This is a genomic window from Streptomyces sp. A1136 (assembly GCF_004795055.1).
In the GTDB taxonomy this organism is placed as follows: domain Bacteria; phylum Actinomycetota; class Actinomycetes; order Streptomycetales; family Streptomycetaceae; genus Streptomyces.
In genome coordinates this window covers 25,396-41,411 of the sequence record NZ_SSBJ01000017.1, presented here as the reverse complement: position 1 = coordinate 41,411, position 16,016 = coordinate 25,396, and the positions used below count along the sequence as shown (strand labels likewise).

The following is a 16,016-nucleotide window of genomic DNA, read 5'->3' as shown; positions in this document are numbered from 1 at the left end:
GCCACGCCGGTGAACGAATAGGGTGACGTGCGCATCATTCAGGGGGGAAGGGGACGTCCAGTGTCCAGATCCGGTCATCGGCGACTGCTGCTGGTTTCCACCAATTACGCTCCCGAGCACGCGGGAATCGGGCCGTACGCCACTCAGATCGCGGAGCACTGGGCGGAACTCGGCCACGAGACGCACGTCCTCGCGGGCATGCCGCACTACCCGGCCTGGTCGCTGGAGCCGGAGTACAAGGGGGCGCTCCGGCGCACGGAACGGCGCGCGGGAGTCACCGTGCACCGGCGTGCGCACACGGTGCCGCCGCGCCAGACCGCCGTGCGACGGGCCCTGTTCGAAGGATCGATCCTGCTGCACGGCGCCGTGGCCCCGCCCCGGATGCCGAGGCCGGACGCGGTCCTCGCCCAGATGCCCAGCCTGGCCGGCGGGGTGCTCGCCGCACGCCTGGCCGCGAAGTGGAAGGTCCCCTACGTCCCGGTCGTCCAGGACCTGATGGGCGCCGCGGCCGCGCAGAGCGGGATCAGCGGCGGCGACAAGGCCGCCGCGCTGGCCGGGCGCGCCGAGGCGTACGCGCTGAAGCGCGCCACCCTGGTCGGTGTCATCCACGAGACCTTCGTGGACCGGGTCGTCGGGATGGGCGTACCCGAGGAGAAGATCCGCCTGGTGCCCAACTGGTCGCACGTGGCCGCGCCGACCAAGCCGCGCGACGAGACCCGCCGCCACCTCGGTTGGGCGCCGGGACAGACCGTGGTCCTGCACTCCGGGAACATGGGCCTCAAGCAGGGCCTCGAAGTCCTGGTCGGCGCCGCCCGGCTCGACCCGGACGTCCGCTTCGTCCTCATGGGGGACGGCAGTCAGCGCGCGGCCCTCGCCGACCTCGCGGCGGACGTACCGAACCTTGACATCATCCCCCCTGCCGCCGACGGGCAGTTCCCCGATATCCTCGCGGCGGCGGACGTGCTCGCGGTCACCCAGCACGCTGCGGTGCTGGACATGAGCGTGCCCTCGAAGCTGACCTCGTACTTCCGGGCCGGCCGGCCCGTCGTCGCGTCCGTCGCGGCGCAGGGCGGGACCGCGCAGGAGGTGGAACGTTCCGGCGCGGGGGTGCTCGTACCTCCGGAGGACCCGGGCGCCCTGCTCAAGGCCGTGCGGGCGCTGGCCGAGGACCCGCGGGCCGCGGACGCCCTGGGCGCCGCCGGGCCCGTCCACGTGGCGGCCCACCTGAGCCGCGAGGCGGGACTGGCCCGCATCGACGCACTGATGGACGAAGCACTTGGGGGTTCCCGGCCGTGATCGAGACGAACCGGCCGGCAGCGGCCCCCGCGGAGGACGAACCGGACCTCCTGCGGGACCAGTTCCGACAGCTCCTGCGCTACCGCCGGCTCCTCGGCGCCGGCGTCGGCATCGGGCTGCTGGGCGGCGTCTACCTCGGCATATCGACCGCGGACACCTATGTCGCGACCGCCGACGTCGTGCTCCGCGCACCCACCGACGACCCCTTCAACCCGAGCCTGGCGCCGGACAAGGCGATCAACATCGGCTCCGAGCGCCAGGTCGCGCTCAGCTCCTCGATAGCCGACGAGGCGGCGAAGAAGCTCGGCGTGCCCGAGTCCGGCGTCGCCGGCCTGCGCGCCGGCCTCCAGGTCACCAACCCGCCGCAGACCATGGTGCTCCGCTTCACGTACACCGCGTCCTCCCCCAGGGAGGCCGCGAAGCGCGCCAACGCGATGACCGCGGCGTACCTGCTCAAGCGGCAGGAGGCCTTGGACGTCACCCGCGACAAAATGGTCAAGGGCTACCAGGACCAGCGCGATCCGGTCGCCAAGCAGTTGGACGAGCTCGTCAGGCAGATCAACGCCATGCCCTCGGGACCCGGGCGCGACGCGGCGTACTCCTCCAAGACCGACCTCCAGAGCAAGGTCAACACCCTCAACAGCAACATCGCCAAGCTCCAGGCGCTGGACATGGCCCCGGGCCGGGTGACCAGCCCCGCGACGCCGCCCGGCGATTCCGACGGGCCGGGCCTGCCGATGTCCCTCGCCCTCGGCGCGGCCGTGGGTCTGGCGCTCGGCCTGCTCGCCGCCTGGGTCCGGCTCGTGTTCGACCCGGCGCCGCGCTCCGACGGCGACGTGGCGCGGGCCCTGCGGGCGCCCGTGCTGGGCTCCCTGCCGCGCGACAAGACCGGTGGCGGGCCGCTGCTCGCCGCCGGTGAGGAAGACCCGCGCCTCGCGGAGGAGTTCCGGTCGGTGGCGTTCCGGCTCGCCTACGACTCCCGCTTCGCCGACCGGCGCCGACTCCTGGTCGTCGCGCCGCGCGGCAGCAGCGAGACCGCCGCCGCCGTCGCCGTGAACCTGGCCGCCTCCTTCGCGGAGACCGGCAAGGACGTCCTGCTCATCGAGGCCGACCTGCGCACCCCGGTGCTGGCCAGCCAACTGCCGACCGACGCCGGCGGCCGCCCGCGCTGGAGCCAGATGCCGGGCGGCCCGGGCGCGGGCGGACCGCCCGGGCAGCAGGGTGACTCCGACTGGCCCGACGGACGTCAGCTCGTCGTGGACGCCGGGGAGTCGGGTGCCTTCGACCTGATCCCCGGTGAGCGGGTCCGCAACGTCGCCCGCGCCCTGACCTCGCCGCGCGCCACCCGGCTGATCTCCGAGGCCGACTCCCCCAACTCCACCGTCGTGGTGCTCGCGCCGCCCGTGCTCTCGTACGCCGACGCGCTCGCGCTCGTCGACCGCGTCGACGGCGTCCTGGTGGTCTGCGACCCGCGCGCGGTGCACCGCAGCGACCTGTCCCGCATCCGCGAGCTCATCAGCGGCGCCGGTGGGACCGTGCTCGGCGCGGTGCTGCACACTCCGCTGCCCGGCGAGAAGCGCGGCGGCCGGGGCAAGGGGAAGGGCGGGTCCGCCCCGGCGGCTCCGACGGCCCCGGCCCCCGCGCCGGCCGGCAAGTCGGCGCCACAGCCGATCCCGTACGAGGTCGCCGAGGCCGAGCAGCACATCCCCGGTGACGGCACCGACACCGTCGCGCTGCGTACGGTCCGCACGGGCCGGCGGTGAGGCGCGGGGGTCTCGCCGCGATCGCCTCGGTCCTGGACCAGGCCGCTTCCAGCGCCACCAACATCGGGGTGCTGGTGCTGGCCGCCCGGCTGTCGTCGGCGTCCGGCTTCGCCGACTTCTCGATGGTGTACGTGACCTTCACGGTGCTCCTCGGGCTGAACATGGCGTACGTCGGCCAGACGGTGGTGCTGGAGAAGGACGGGGAACGCCTCGGCTCGGTGTGCCGTTCGGGCCTGACCTTCACCGCGGTCGCCTCGGCCGTGGCCGGGCTCGTCCCGGCGCTGGTGGGGCTGGTACTGCCCGGGGCCGCGGGGTGGGCGTTCCTCGCGCTGGGGCTCGTACTGCCGCTGGTGCTCGTGCAGGACGGACTGCGGTACTGCTTCTCGGCGCTGCGGGTGCCGGAGCGGGCACTGGCCGCCGACGTGGTGCGGCTGGTGGGTGTGGTCGGCGCGCTCCTCGCGCAGCCCGAGGGGGCGTCGGCGGGGCGGCTGGTGCTGGTCTGGGGGGTCTCGGCGCTGCCGGCCCTCGGGCTGGGACTGTGGCTGCTGCGGCCGTACGTGCGCGGGGCGCGGGTGGACCTGCGGCCCTACGTGCGGCGGGGGCACCTGGGGCAGCGGTTCGTGGTCGAGTTCGCGGTGGGCAACGGCTCCAGCCAGCTCGCGGTGCTCGGACTCGGGTTGTTCGCGACGCCGCTGGCGGTCGGTGCGCTGCGGGGCGCGACCACGCTGTTCGGTCCGCTGAACGTGCTGTTCAACTCGGCGAACGCGTTCGGGCCGCCGGTGGTGGGACGGGCGTCGGGCAAGCGGGGCGTGGTCCGGCTGACGCTGCTGATGGGCGGGGTGCTGGCGGCGCTCGGGGCGGGGTGGGGCGCGGTGCTGTACGCGCTGCCGGAGACGGTGGGGCGCCGGCTGCTCGGCGACACGTGGGGGGCGGCGGCGGCGCTGCTTCCGGCGACGGGGGCGCAGTACGCCGTGATGGGGTTGGGCACGTGCGCGCTGCTGACGTTGCGGGTGTTGAACCCGAAGGCGACGCTGTCGTTGCAGGTGGTGTTCTCGCTGCTGTCGGTGGCCCTGTTGTTGGGGGGCTACGCGGTGTGGGGGGTGGCGGGCGCCGCGTGGGGCCTGGCTGCCGGTTCCGCGGCGAAGGCGGCGGCGGCCTGGGCCCGTGTCTCACGCCTCCCGGACCCGTCCGCGCGGGTCCCGGAACCGGCCTGACCACCCAACGGGCGCGGGGCGCCGATCCGGCCCCGCCGGCGTCGAGGCGCGGGCACCGGGGTGGGGCCCCGTGGGTCGTCAGCGGAGGCGGGCCGTCTTGTCCTCGCGGAACGTGGCGACCAGCGCCAGGCAGAGGCCCGCGATCGCGATACGCCCCGACGCCTGGAGCAGCGGCCCCCGCAGCAGGATGAAGGAGTACCCCGCGACCAGCGGGACCACCACCGAGATCAGGCTTCCCGGCGGCGACCTTCTGGTGGCCCGCTTCGCGTACCGGCGGTCCACCCGGGCGGCCGCGTAGCCCATCCCCAGCAGTCCCGCGCCCATCCCCAGCGGGCCGAAGTCCACCCACAGCTCCGCCCAGATCGGCGACGACAGGTTGGTGTTGACCGTCCCCATCCACTCGCCGATCATCACGCCGGTGTCCTTCGGCTTCCCCGGCCACACCGAACGCGGCACCGCGAAGAACACCGACCCCGCGAGCTGACGCCCGTACAGGTGCCCCGGGCCCGAGTTCGAGTAGGTGATGGTGTTCGCGAACATGCCGATCTGGTCGTAGTCCTTGAGGGCCATCGGCTCCAGGAAGGACGTCGTCTCGACCGGCTTGTAGTTCTTCTCGTCGTAGCGGAAGCGGTCAGCGAACGGGAAGACGAGGAGCGCGATCACCACGGCCATCGACAGTGCCACCCGGTACATCGCCGCGCTGACCGGGAAGACGGTGAACAGCAGCGCGAACATGACCGTCAGGAACCAGTACCGGGGGTTGGAGATCGGGTTGTTGACCACCAGGTTCAACAGCGCGAGCGCGCCCCACGTCACGATGACGGAGACCTTGCGGCGGGCGTACTTCGAGGTGATCAGCCAGCGCGTGTAGAGCAGCAGCGCCAACAGCGCCGGCACCGTGCCGAAGCCGCGCAACAGGGCTTGGCCCGCCTGGCCGTCGCCGTTGGAGACACCCGCCTCCTCGATGCCCGCGATGATCTCCTGGCGGCTGGAGAAGAAGACCGCCGGGCCGCCCAGCTTCACGATGAACGCCGCGCTGCACAGGAAGGCGAGCGCGGTCAGCAGGTGCAGGCGCCGCCGGTGCGCCATGACCGGCCGTTTCTCCTGCCGCGAGCCGCCCGCGCGACCCGACGGCCGGTGCCTTGCCAGCAGCACGCCGACGTCGAAGGCGGTACAGCCCAGCAAGACGAGGGCGATGGCGGTCGTGAGGTCGTAGCGGGGGCCGACCACGGGGGTCGGGACCCGCCCGAGGACGGCTTGGGCGAGCGGGGCCACACCCATCGCCATGTAGACGAAGAGCCAGAACGAGCCCTGGAGCAGTTTGCGCCGACTCGTGAGGACCATCGCGGACAGGCGGGCGCCCGCGTACATGGTGAGCAGCAGTTGCAGCCAGAAGGCGGCGTCGTGTTGGCCGTCGCCGGCCTGGACGGCGACGAAGAGCGGGAGGAAGACGGTGAAGCCGAGGATCAGCGGGACGGACAGCGCGCGGGAGAGCAGCGTGCGGGGGGTGGTGACGCGGCCCCACTGGGCCTCGTCGCGCGGCGGCGGCGCCGACACGCCGACGGGGGGCCTGCGTATGTCCGTTGCCACTGCCGCCGCCCCCACCCCATGTGCCTGGTCCGCGCGCAGTCTAGTCTGAGCGGACCGCGCCCGGGGAGGCGCGGCGGGGTGGTTGTCGGGGGCGGACGATGGGGACGACTGTTGCGTGATCTTCCTTCCTTCACGCTGGCCGGGTACGACAAGGGGCGCGGGCGGCTGACACAGGCGCTCTGGTTCGCCGTGATGAACACGCTCTTCATGGCGTGGTTCTGTCCGGCCCGGCTCCGGGTGGCCCTGCTGCGCGCGTTCGGCGCGCGGATCGGCGAGGGCGTGCTCATCCGGCACAAGGTACGGGTGCTGTGGCCGTGGAAGCTCACGGTCGGGGACCACGCCTGGATCGGCGAGGGCGCCTGGCTGCTGAACCTGGAGCCGGTGACCATCGGTGCGCACGCGTGCGTCTCGCAGGAGGCGATGCTCTGCACCGGATCGCACGACCACCGGGCGGCGGACTTCCGCTACCGCAACGCGCCCATCGTCGTGGAGGACGGTGCCTGGGTGGCGGTACGGGCCACCGTGTTGGCGGGCGTGACGATCGGGCGGTGCGCCGTGGCGGGCGCGGGCGCCGTGGTCCACAAGGACCTGCCCGCGCTGACCTTGCAGACCCAGGACGGGCGGCGCCGCCCGGTGGAGGAGCCCAAGTGAGTGCCGCTTTGAGAGTCCTGCACGCCGTGACGCTGCACTCCCCCTCGCACGCCTTCGGGGGACCGGTGCGGGTCGCGCTGAACCTGTCCAAGGGGCTGCGGGCGCGGGGTCACGAGGCGCGGTTGCTGGCCCTCGGAGAGGGGTTCCCCGACCCGTGGCCGACTTCCGTGGAGGGGGTGCCCGCGAAGCTGTTCCCGGCCCGGAGGCTGCTCCCGCTGGGCTTCAGCGGTATGACCTCCCCGGCGCTGCTCGCCTCGGCGGGACGGCTGGTGCGGGACGCGGACGTGGTCCACGTCCACCTGGCGCGGGACTTGGTGACGCTGCCGGTGGCGCTGGCCGCGCTGCGCGCCCGCAAGCCGCTGGTGCTCCAGACCCACGGGATGGTGGACCCCAGCGGGAAGCTGCTGGCCAAGGTGCTGGACGCGGTGGCGGTACGCCGGCTGCTGCGCGGCGCGGACGCGGTGCTGTACCTGACCCCCCACGAGCGGGAGGGCCTGGACGCGGTGGTGGGGCCGCCCGCGCTGGACACGGCGGTACGGCTGGTCAACGGCACCCCGGCGCAGGAGGAGCGCCCGGCGCCGACCGGGGCGCCGCGCATCCTCTACTCCGCGCGACTGCAGGCCCGTAAACGGCCGGTGGACTTCGTGGATGCGGCGCCGGCGGTGCTGGCGGCGCATCCGGACGCGCGGTTCGTGGTGGCGGGGCCGGACGAGGGCGAACTGGCGGCGGTCCGGGCGCGGATCGCGGAGCTGGGGCTGGACGCCCGCTTCACGGTGCCCGGGGCCCTGTCGAGCGCGGAGGTCCTGGCGGAGTTGCGCCGCGCCCATGTGTACGTGCTGCCGTCGGTGGACGAGCCGTTCCCGATGTCGGTGTTGGAGGCGCTTGCGGTGGGCGTGCCCGCGGTGGTGACCCACTCCAACGGTCTGGCCCGGGACATCGCAGCGGCGGGGGCCGGACGCGCGGTGGAACCGGGTCCGGCGGGGGTCGCGGAGGCGGTCCTCGCCCTCCTGGACCCGGACGCCAACCGCTCGGCGTCGTTGGCCGCCCGGAAGCTGGCGGCGCGGTCGTTCTCGATGGACGCCGTGCTGGACACCCTCCTGCCGGTGTACGCGTCGGCCCGCGGCGCGGGGGCGTAACCGCTCCCCCGGCCGGCGGGTCGGGGCGTGCGGCGGGTCAGATGATGTCCCGGCCGCGTTCCTCGACCACCGGGAGCACCCCGGCGGCCCGGCGACGGCGCAGGACGCTGGAGTACACGGCCAGGCCGATCGCGCCCGCCGCCATCATGATCAGGCCGACGAGAGGGAGGTTGACGCCCTCCATCCGCCAGTCGCTGGCGAAGGTGATGATGGCCCCCACCACGATCAGGGCAATGCAGCCGCCGATGCCTCGCATGTCAACTCGCCTCCACATTAGTGGTCTTGTGACGGCGCGAGTACCCCGGGCCGGGACATGGAAACGCCCCCGCCGGCAGTGGCGCCGCCGGCGGGGGCGTTCCCCGGGTCATCCGGGTCGGGCGCCGTCCTACGCGGGGACCCAGGCGTAGCAGGCCGTCGAGGTGAACTCGGCGGTGCCCGCCGGGATCGTCGCGGTGATCTTCTCGCCGGCCTTCGGCGGGGTCGCGGGTCCCGAGGCGAGGACGGAGCCGTCCTTGCCCTTGGCCTCCCAGGCACAGGTGGTGCTCTGGGTCAGCGCCCGGTAGGTGCCGGGGGCGGGCGACTGCCGGCGGCCGTCACCGAAGCCCTTCTCGGCGGCGTCCAGGATCGGCTTCTGCTCCGGGCACAGGAAGGGGATGGCGTCCTTCGCCCCGGGGATCTCCCCGGCGACGATGGCGCCGACGGCCGCGTCCTTGTCGTGCTTCGCCGTGCGCTCCACCCGCTGGCAGGACTCCTGCCCCGTCTGGAGGACGGCCGCGGGGTCCATCTTCTCCGGGACGCGACCGCTCAGGTACTTCTTCTCCGTCTCGGTGAAAGTGCCGGTCTTGGGGACGAGCTTCGCGTCGGGCAGGACCGGGCCGGACGGCTTCCCCCCGGAGGGGGACGGCGCGGCCGGACTGTCGGCCGGGTCCGGCACCGAGGAGGAGGCCGGCGGCTTCGGCTTGCCGGTCGCGGCGTCGGCCTTGCCGTCGCCGCCCGAACCGCAGGCGGTCAGGGTCAGGGTGGCGGCCAGCAGAACAGCAGCCGCTGCGGAGCGTCGGTACATCAGGGGGCTCCCGTACTTGCCGGTGGTGGACAAAGGAGTACGGGGCCTGCCGCCCGGGCAGGCCCCGTACTCCGTCAGGCGGGTGGTGCCTCGGCCGTTACTTGGGGCCGAAGGTGAGGATCAGCTGCGGCGCGGCGTCCGCGGCCGTCGCCTCCGAGGACCAGAGCCACAGCGGGTCGGTGCCCGTGCTCGTCAGGGCCACGCTGTAGCCGTTGGTGCCCAGCACCGACGAGACCGCGGTGGTGTCGAGTTCGACGTTCTGGACGGCCGAACCGTCCGGCACGCCCGCGATGGAGCCGAGCGGGTTGGTGCCGAGGGTCGGCTTGGTGTTGAACGTCGTGCCCGCCGCGCTCCAGGTGCCGGTGACCGGCACCACGGAGACGGTGTCGGCCGTGCCGGCACCGGTCTGCGTCGTGGTCTTGACCTGGAGCGACGCCGCCTTGAGGACCGTCCCGGTCGGGGCGGCCGGGAGGTTGAAGCGCAGGTACGTCTCGTACGCCGAGGTGCCGCGCACCGCGAGCGAGGTGGACGTGCCGTAGGCCTGGCCGGGGGCGCCCTGGTTGATGTAGGTGTCCTCGGTCGCGACGACCTTGGAGACCGTGTCGGTGGGGGCGTTGGCCAGGTCGTAGTGGTTCTTGACCTGGGCCTGGGTCAGCGCCGTCGGGTAGACGGCCGTCTCGTCGATCTGTCCGGCGAAGAAGTTGCTCGTCGGACGGTTCGGCCAACTGCTGAGGTTGTCGCCGCCCACGTGCCAGAAACCGGCGTACTGCTGGAAGCCGGTGACGTTGAGCGTGCCCTTGTTCTGGCCGTCGACGTACAGCGCCATGCCCGAGGGGCCCTGGGTGCCGACGACGTGGTGCCACTTGTTGTCGTTGTACGTCTCGAACAGGCCGGTGGAGATGGTCCGGGTCGAGCCGTTGTACACGCCGAAGACCAGGCGCCCCGCGTTGGTCATGTACAGCTGCTTGTCGTACGAGCCGCTGTTGCGGTCGGTGTTGTTGCCGAAGCCGATCAGCTTGCCGCCGCGCGTGGTGTTCGTCTTGAACCAGGTCTCGATGGTGTAGCTGCTGCCGACCGTCTGGCGGTGGTCGCTGTAGACCTGCTGGCTGGTGCCGTTGAAGCCCATGGCGGTACTGGCACCGGACACGGCGCCGGGGGTCTGGCGCAGCGCCGGGGCGTTCAGCTGGATGCCGCTCGTGTCGCCGCCCGTGGAGGAGTCGGCGACGTAGGGGCTGACGGTGTCGTCGTAGCGCCAGTACAGGTTGGCGCCGTCGGCGCGGACCTGGTTGGGGTACGACTGGGCCGAGGCGGGGACCGTCACCGAGGCGGCGGCCGACAGCGCGCTGGTGTTGCCGGCGGCGTCGGTCGCGGTCACGCGGTAGGTGTAGGACTGGCCGGCCTTGACGGTGGTGTCGGTCCAGGAGGCCTGCCGGCGCTCGAACTCCAGGGAGTCGGCGGTCATGGTGTGGGCCGGGGTGGACGAGCCGTTCCGGTAGATCCGGTACGTCAGCTTGCTGTCGTCCTCGTCGTAGCTGGTGCGCCAGCGGACCTGGACCTCACCGGGCTTGACGCTCGCGGCGCTCGCGACCGGGGTGGTCGGCGCGCCGACGTCACCGCTGGAGGCGAAGCGGGTCAGACCCTGCTGGGCCACGCCGTTGACGGTGGTGAACTCGCCGCCGACCCACATGTACTTGGTGTCGCCCTTGTCCGCGACCGCCATGACGCGCGGGCCGATGCCCTCGCCGAGGCCGTCGTTGGTGTCGGGGAACCAACCGAGCTTGCGGGGGCTGGCCACGAAACCGTCCACCGGCGCGGGGGGCGTGCCCTGGTAGTCGGTGGGCTCGGCCAGCAGGTGGTGCCGGCGACCGTCGGGGTACTCGCCGTTCAGGGAGCAGTCGTGCGCGTGCGAGGAGCTGTAGAGGACCCCGTCGTACGGCAGGACGAACTGGGTCGCGCCGAGGCAGCGGTCGCGCCACTTCTCGCTGAAGTCGTTGAGGTTGAGGCCGATGCGACCGTCGAAGACACCGCCGCCGGAGCCCTCGTTTCCGGTGTAGAAGCCGGTCGCGTCGGTGGCGATCGACTTGACGACCGAGTTGGAGGGGATGGTGCTGTAGGTCTTGGCGACGGCGCCGGTGGCGGAGTTCACGACCGCGAGCGCGTGCGTGTTCTGGCCGTTGACGGTGAAGAAGTCACCGCCCAGGAGGACGTTCTTCCCGTCGGGGGTGACCGCGACCGCCCGGCCGGGCTCGTCGGCGTTGGCGACGAAGGGCTTGAGCGCACCGGTGCCGGCGTCGACCGCGGCGAACCGCTCGCGGGTCTGGCCCTCGACGGTGGTGAAGTCGCCGGCCGCGTACAGCGTGTCGTCGGTGACGGCGAACGCGCGCACGGTGGCGGGGAAGCTGGGGTGGAACGAGGCCTTGGGGGTGCAGGTGTCGATGTCGATCGCCGCGACGCTGGAGACCGGCGTGCCGTTGACGGCGCCGAAGTAACCGCCTGCGTACAGGGTCTTCTTGTCCTTCGAGACGGCCAGGGCGCGCACGGTCGCGCTGCCGTCGCCGACGGTGAAGGCGAGCTTGCAGGAGGTCGGGGCGCCCGTCGCGGCGTCGAGCGCCACGAAGTTCACCGCTTCCTGCTCGGTGCCGCTGCCACTGCCGTCGGGCGGGCGGACCGCCGAGAAGGTGCCGCCGGCGAAGACCGTGCCGTTGGCCTGGGCCATCGCCCAGACGATGCCGTTGGGCTGCCAGGTGGGCAGTTCGTCGGCGGTGAATGCCACGGGCGGCGTGATGGCGGACGCCTCGGGCATCAACACCAGGCCTATACCGGTGCCGGCACCGGCCAGTGACAGGACGAGGGCAGCAGTCAGCCCTCTGGATCTACGCATGAGCCCCCCAGGGCAATCGCCCGGTTTTGATGGCTGGAACTATCCGATCAGCCATATGTACTGGCGCAGACTAGGGCTCACGCGAGGGCCCGGTCACCTCACTTGACCCATTGCATACCAACTTGGAATCAACAGGTTCTGCATAGAGGACGCACGACGGACATACGGCAGGTTTGTCCCGGTCACGCGGCAGGGACCTGCTCGGCGTGACCGGGACACGGCAAAGCAATAGGCGAAATATAAGGCCTCTAGCGGTCGATGCGGACCGTCACGCCCGCCAGTTGGTCCTCGACCTGGCGGATGTCCGCGTCGACCATGATCCGGGCGAGTTCGGCCACGAGGACCGTCGGCTTCCAGCCGAGGATCTCCTGCGCCTTGGAGGCGTCGCCGATGAGCGCGTCGACCTCGCTGGGGCGCTCGTACTTGGGGTCGTAGCGCACGTGCTCGTTCCAGTCGAGGCCGGCGTGGTCGAACGAGGCCTCCACGAACTCGCGGACGGTCGCGGCGACGCCGGTGGCGACCACGTAGTCGGTGGGCTCGTCCTGCTGGAGCATCCGCCACATCGCGTCGACGTACTCGGGCGCGTAGCCCCAGTCGCGGACCGCGTCGAGGTTGCCGAGGTAGAGGTGGTCCTGGAGACCGGCCTTGATCCGGGCGACCGCGCGGGTGATCTTCCGGGTCACGAAGGTCTCGCCGCGGCGCGGGGACTCGTGGTTGAAGAGGATGCCGTTCACCGCGTACATGTCGTACGCCTCGCGGTAGTTCACCGTGGTCCAGTACGCGAAGACCTTCGCGGCCCCGTACGGGCTGCGCGGGTGGAACGGGGTCGTCTCGTTCTGCGGCGGCGGGGTGGCGCCGAACATCTCGGAGGACGAGGCCTGGTAGATGCGGGTGTCCACGCCGCTGGCCCGGATGGCCTCCAGCAGGCGCAGCGCCCCGAGGCCGGTGACGTCCCCCGTGTAGAGGGGCGCGTCGAAGGAGACGCGGACGTGGGACTGGGCGCCGAGGTTGTAGACCTCGTCGGGGCGTATGTCGCGGAGCAGGTTCACCAGGGCGACGCCGTCGGACAGGTCCGCGTGGTGGAGCACCAGGGAGCGGTTCTCGGTCTGCGGGTCCTGGTAGATGTGGTCGATCCGCTCCGTGTTGAAGCTGGAGGACCGCCGCACGAGCCCGTGCACCGTGTATCCCTTGGAGAGCAGGAGCTCGGCGAGGTACGAGCCGTCCTGCCCGGTGACGCCGGTGATCAGTGCGGTCTTGCCCATGTGGGGTCCCCCTGGTTGTCGTGTGCTGTGTCGTCGTGAACGGGGCTCGCCCCGCGCGTCCCCCGGGCCCCGGCCCGCGGGTGTGGTCCGGGCGCCGTGTGCCGCCCGACCGGGGCGTACCCCGGGGTTCCTTCGCCGGGCGGGTCCCCGGCCGGTCCTCCGCGTGGCCGACGCCCGGGCCGTGGACGGCCGGGCGGACCGCGCCGGGCGGCCCGGGCGGCCGGCCGCGGGGCCGGGGCCGTGGGCCGGATGGGTACCGTACACGGCTGGTCCGGAACCCCTCGCGCCGCATCGGGCCCGGGTCGCCGGGCCGTCGGGCGCTCCGAGGGGCCTGGACGGGCGCGTTCCGGCCGGGCGGCCACCTCCGCGGAAAACCGCGACGGCGGACTGGCATCATCGGCGGTATGACAAGTTCGCTGCCGCTCCTGCCCCCGCACGCCCGCGTCTTCGTCGCCGGACACCGCGGCCTCGTGGGGTCCGCGGTCGCCCGACGGCTGACCGCCGACGGCCACGAGGTGCTCACCCGCAGCCGCGCCGAGCTCGACCTGCGCGACGGCGCCGCCACCGAGGCGTACCTGCGGGACGCCCGCCCGGACGCCGTGGTGCTGGCCGCCGCCAAGGTCGGCGGGATCATGGCCAACAGCACCTACCCGGTGCAGTTCCTGGAGGACAACCTCCGGATCCAGCTCAGCGTCATCTCCGGGGCCCACGCCGCCGGGGTGGGTCGGCTGCTGTTCCTCGGCTCGTCCTGCATCTACCCGAAGCTGGCGCCACAGCCGATCAGCGAGGACGCCCTGCTGACCGGCCCGCTGGAGCCGACCAACGAGGCCTACGCCCTCGCCAAGATCGCCGGCATCGTGCAGGTGCAGTCGTACCGCAAGCAGTACGGCGCCTCGTACATCTCGGCCATGCCCACGAACCTCTACGGCCCCGGGGACAACTTCGACCTGGAGTCCTCGCACGTCCTGCCCGCGCTGATCCGGCGCTTCCACGAGGCTGCGGCCGAGGGGCGCGAGGAGGTCACGCTGTGGGGATCGGGCACCCCACGACGCGAGTTCCTGCACGTCGACGACCTCGCGGCCGCCTGCGCGGTCCTGCTGGAGAGCTACGACGGCGACGAGCCCGTCAACATCGGCTGCGGCGAGGACCTCACCATCAAGGCACTGGCCGAGACGGTCGCCGAGGTGACCGGCTTCGAGGGCCGGCTCGCCTGGGACACCTCCAAGCCCGACGGGACGCCCCGCAAACTGCTGGACGTCACCCGCCTGACCTCGCTGGGTTGGAAGCCCGGCATCCCGCTGCGCGACGGGATCGCGTCCACCTACCGCTGGTGGCTCGACTCGCGGACGACTCGCTGATCGCAAGGCCGGCCCCTCAGTACGCCCCGCGGCCGTCGACGACGGCGCGGAGCGTACGGCCCATGACGTCGACGTCGCTGGTGAAGGACCAGTTGTCGACGTACTGCAGATCGAGCTGAATCGTTTCGTCCCAGGACAGGTCCGACCGACCGCTGATCTGCCACAGGCCCGTCATACCGGGACGCACGCTCAGCCGGCGCAGCTCCACCTCGTCGTACCGCGCCACCTCGTCCGGGAGCGGCGGTCGCGGGCCGACCAGCGACATGCTGCCCGTCAACACGTTGAACAGTTGCGGCAGTTCGTCCAGCGAGGTGCGGCGCAGCAGCCGTCCCACCCGGGTGACGCGCGGGTCACGGCGCATCTTGAACATCAGGCCGTCGTTCTCGTTGGCCCCTTCCAGCCCGGGCTTCAACCGGTCGGCGTCCACGACCATCGTGCGGAACTTCCACATCACGAACGGGACCCCGTCGCGCCCGATCCGGCGCTGGCTGTAGAAGGCCGGGCCGCGCGAGCCGAAACGTATCGCCAACACGAGCGCGAGGAAGAGCGGCGACAGCAACAGCAGCCCGACGGCGGCCCCCGCCCGGTCCAGGGCCGACTTGAGCAGCGTCTGCACCCCCCTGCGCACCGGCGGCGCGATCCGCAACACGGCGAGGCCGCCCGCGGTGAGCGTCTCCAGCCGTTTGACGGATATCTCCACCAGGCCCGGGAAGACGGCCAGTTCGAGGCCGGCGTCGTGCAGTGCCCAGGCGACCCGGCGCAGCCGCTCCCCGGCGATGCGCACGCCCGGGGCGACGAGCACCAGGTCGGCGTGGTGGCTGCGTACGGCGCCCAGTACGGCGGTGGCGTCGGTGTTCGGGCCCTGCGGGGTCGCGCCCAGCCGGGTCGCGACGGGTACCCCGCTGTCGAGCCGCCCCGCGCCGACCGGGACGACCCCGACGACGACGTAGGGGTGGTCGGTGCGCGAGGCGAGGTGGGCGATCACGCCTTCGGCCGCCTCGGGTTCGCCGACGACCAGGACCCGGCTGACCGCCTGGGCCTCGCGGCGGGCGGCAAAGAGGTGGCGGTAGGTGAGCTTGTGGCAGGCGACGGTGACGAGCAGGGCGGGCAACAGCGCGCCCAGCGCCGCCAGTCGCGGGGTGCTCTCACCGGTCACCACGCGGGCGACGGCGAGCACGCCGATCAATATCAGCCAGTCGTGGACGACGGGCAGTACCCCCCGGGATTCACCGAGCGTCCGGGTCGCGTACCGTCGACGCAGCGCCTGTACCGCGGTCCACGCGAGGGCCGAACCGACCGCGCAGTAGACGGGCCGGGCCTGCTGCGCCGCGTCGAAGACGAGGCCCACGGGAACCGCGGCGCCGAGGAAGTCGGCCGTGACCGCCGCGGGGAGGTACCAGCGCGCCTTGTCGCCGAGTCGACGCGGAGGCGCGGACGTCGGCTCGGCCGGATCAACGGCCGCCCCGGCCACTCTTTGCGCAGGAAAATGGACATGCCTCATGGGCCCCCCTGGCACGTGGTCTATGACAGTGGCGTGTGCCCGCGGCTTCCCCTGGCGACGAGCATCTGACGCACCGGGAAACAGTACGACAAACACCCGTACGGTAAATGCCGTTTGCGTTAACGGAGCTACTCGTTGCTCAAGTGTTAGCAACCGGTATCTGGTGTTCCGTATGTTTCGCCCTCCTCTCTCACGCAAAAGTGAATGGTTCGGATACCGGATACGTCTCTTCGGACAACGGACCGTTTCCGGCCAACCTTTTGATGTGGCCCTGACATCGACGTCCACAGGTGACACTCTT

The 16,016-nt window shown here is 72.2% G+C and carries 12 protein-coding genes; 6 read left to right on the top strand and 6 right to left on the bottom strand.

The genetic code is table 11. The features are described 5' to 3' along the window. The first annotated feature begins 90 nt into the window (after nucleotides 1-90). From E6R62_RS18125 to E6R62_RS18115, 3 genes are read left to right on the top strand one after another with little or no spacing between them, the layout of a single operon-like run. Entirely contained in the window at nucleotides 91-1,296 is a 1,206-nt protein-coding gene (locus E6R62_RS18125) for a glycosyltransferase (RefSeq protein ID WP_136214596.1), read from the top strand. After that, complete coding sequence (locus tag E6R62_RS18120) at nucleotides 1,293-3,059, top strand: lipopolysaccharide biosynthesis protein (RefSeq protein WP_136214499.1); 1,767 nt, start codon at nucleotides 1,293-1,295, stop codon at nucleotides 3,057-3,059. Before E6R62_RS18125 ends, E6R62_RS18120 begins: the two co-directional genes overlap by 4 nt. Next, a complete protein-coding gene (locus E6R62_RS18115) occupies nucleotides 3,056-4,273 on the top strand; it encodes a hypothetical protein (protein ID WP_136214498.1) in 1,218 nt (405 codons plus the stop codon). Before E6R62_RS18120 ends, E6R62_RS18115 begins: the two co-directional genes overlap by 4 nt. Nucleotides 4,274-4,351: 78 nt before the next feature. Here the strand turns inward: E6R62_RS18115 and E6R62_RS18110 are convergent, their stop codons facing one another. Further along, nucleotides 4,352-5,830, bottom strand: a complete 1,479-nt coding sequence (locus E6R62_RS18110) for a hypothetical protein (RefSeq protein ID WP_206308771.1) — start codon at nucleotides 5,828-5,830, stop codon at nucleotides 4,352-4,354. Between the two features lie 144 nt (nucleotides 5,831-5,974). On the opposite strand from E6R62_RS18110, the gene E6R62_RS18105 reads away from it, so the two are divergent. Together E6R62_RS18105 and E6R62_RS18100 are read left to right on the top strand one after the other, a co-directional pair. Next, nucleotides 5,975-6,514, top strand: a complete 540-nt coding sequence (locus E6R62_RS18105) for a WcaF family extracellular polysaccharide biosynthesis acetyltransferase (RefSeq protein WP_136214497.1) — start codon at nucleotides 5,975-5,977, stop codon at nucleotides 6,512-6,514. An 8-nt stretch (nucleotides 6,515-6,522) separates the two neighbouring features. Next, complete coding sequence (locus E6R62_RS18100; RefSeq protein WP_136214594.1) at nucleotides 6,523-7,650, top strand: glycosyltransferase; 1,128 nt, start codon at nucleotides 6,523-6,525, stop codon at nucleotides 7,648-7,650. A 37-nt stretch (nucleotides 7,651-7,687) separates the two neighbouring features. Here E6R62_RS18100 and E6R62_RS18095 read toward each other — a convergent pair whose 3' ends face one another. From E6R62_RS18095 to gmd, 4 genes are all read right to left on the bottom strand, one after another. Continuing rightward, complete coding sequence (locus E6R62_RS18095) at nucleotides 7,688-7,906, bottom strand: hypothetical protein (RefSeq protein ID WP_136214496.1); 219 nt, start codon at nucleotides 7,904-7,906, stop codon at nucleotides 7,688-7,690. A gap of 129 nt (nucleotides 7,907-8,035) precedes the next feature. Continuing rightward, complete coding sequence (locus E6R62_RS18090) at nucleotides 8,036-8,713, bottom strand: hypothetical protein (protein WP_136214495.1); 678 nt, start codon at nucleotides 8,711-8,713, stop codon at nucleotides 8,036-8,038. 97 nt (nucleotides 8,714-8,810) lie between these two features. Then, on the bottom strand, nucleotides 8,811-11,594 hold the full coding sequence (locus tag E6R62_RS18085) for a LamG-like jellyroll fold domain-containing protein (RefSeq protein ID WP_136214494.1): 2,784 nt from the start codon (nucleotides 11,592-11,594) through the stop codon (nucleotides 8,811-8,813). Between the two features lie 248 nt (nucleotides 11,595-11,842). After that, a complete protein-coding gene (gmd, locus tag E6R62_RS18080) occupies nucleotides 11,843-12,856 on the bottom strand; it encodes a GDP-mannose 4,6-dehydratase (RefSeq protein WP_136214493.1) in 1,014 nt (337 codons plus the stop codon). Nucleotides 12,857-13,260: 404 nt separating this feature from the next. On the opposite strand from gmd, the gene E6R62_RS18075 reads away from it, so the two are divergent. Continuing rightward, nucleotides 13,261-14,214, top strand: coding sequence for a GDP-L-fucose synthase (locus E6R62_RS18075; RefSeq protein WP_136214492.1), 954 nt, complete (start codon nucleotides 13,261-13,263; stop codon nucleotides 14,212-14,214). A 16-nt stretch (nucleotides 14,215-14,230) separates the two neighbouring features. Here E6R62_RS18075 and E6R62_RS18070 read toward each other — a convergent pair whose 3' ends face one another. Further along, entirely contained in the window at nucleotides 14,231-15,715 is a 1,485-nt protein-coding gene (locus tag E6R62_RS18070) for a sugar transferase (RefSeq protein ID WP_136214491.1), read from the bottom strand. Nucleotides 15,716-16,016: the final 301 nt, after the last annotated feature.

What these genes read in the sequence shown, in the direction of transcription:
- E6R62_RS18070 (WP_136214491.1), bottom strand. Translation starts at nt 15,715, where the DNA reads ATGAGGCATGTCCATTTTCCTGCGCAAAGAGTGGCCGGGGCGGCCGTT.
- E6R62_RS18095 (WP_136214496.1), bottom strand. Translation starts at nt 7,906, where the DNA reads ATGCGAGGCATCGGCGGCTGCATTGCCCTGATCGTGGTGGGGGCCATC.
- E6R62_RS18085 (WP_136214494.1), bottom strand. Translation starts at nt 11,594, where the DNA reads ATGCGTAGATCCAGAGGGCTGACTGCTGCCCTCGTCCTGTCACTGGCC.
- gmd (WP_136214493.1), bottom strand. Translation starts at nt 12,856, where the DNA reads ATGGGCAAGACCGCACTGATCACCGGCGTCACCGGGCAGGACGGCTCG.
- E6R62_RS18090 (WP_136214495.1), bottom strand. Translation starts at nt 8,713, where the DNA reads ATGTACCGACGCTCCGCAGCGGCTGCTGTTCTGCTGGCCGCCACCCTG.
- E6R62_RS18075 (WP_136214492.1), top strand. Translation starts at nt 13,261, where the DNA reads ATGACAAGTTCGCTGCCGCTCCTGCCCCCGCACGCCCGCGTCTTCGTC.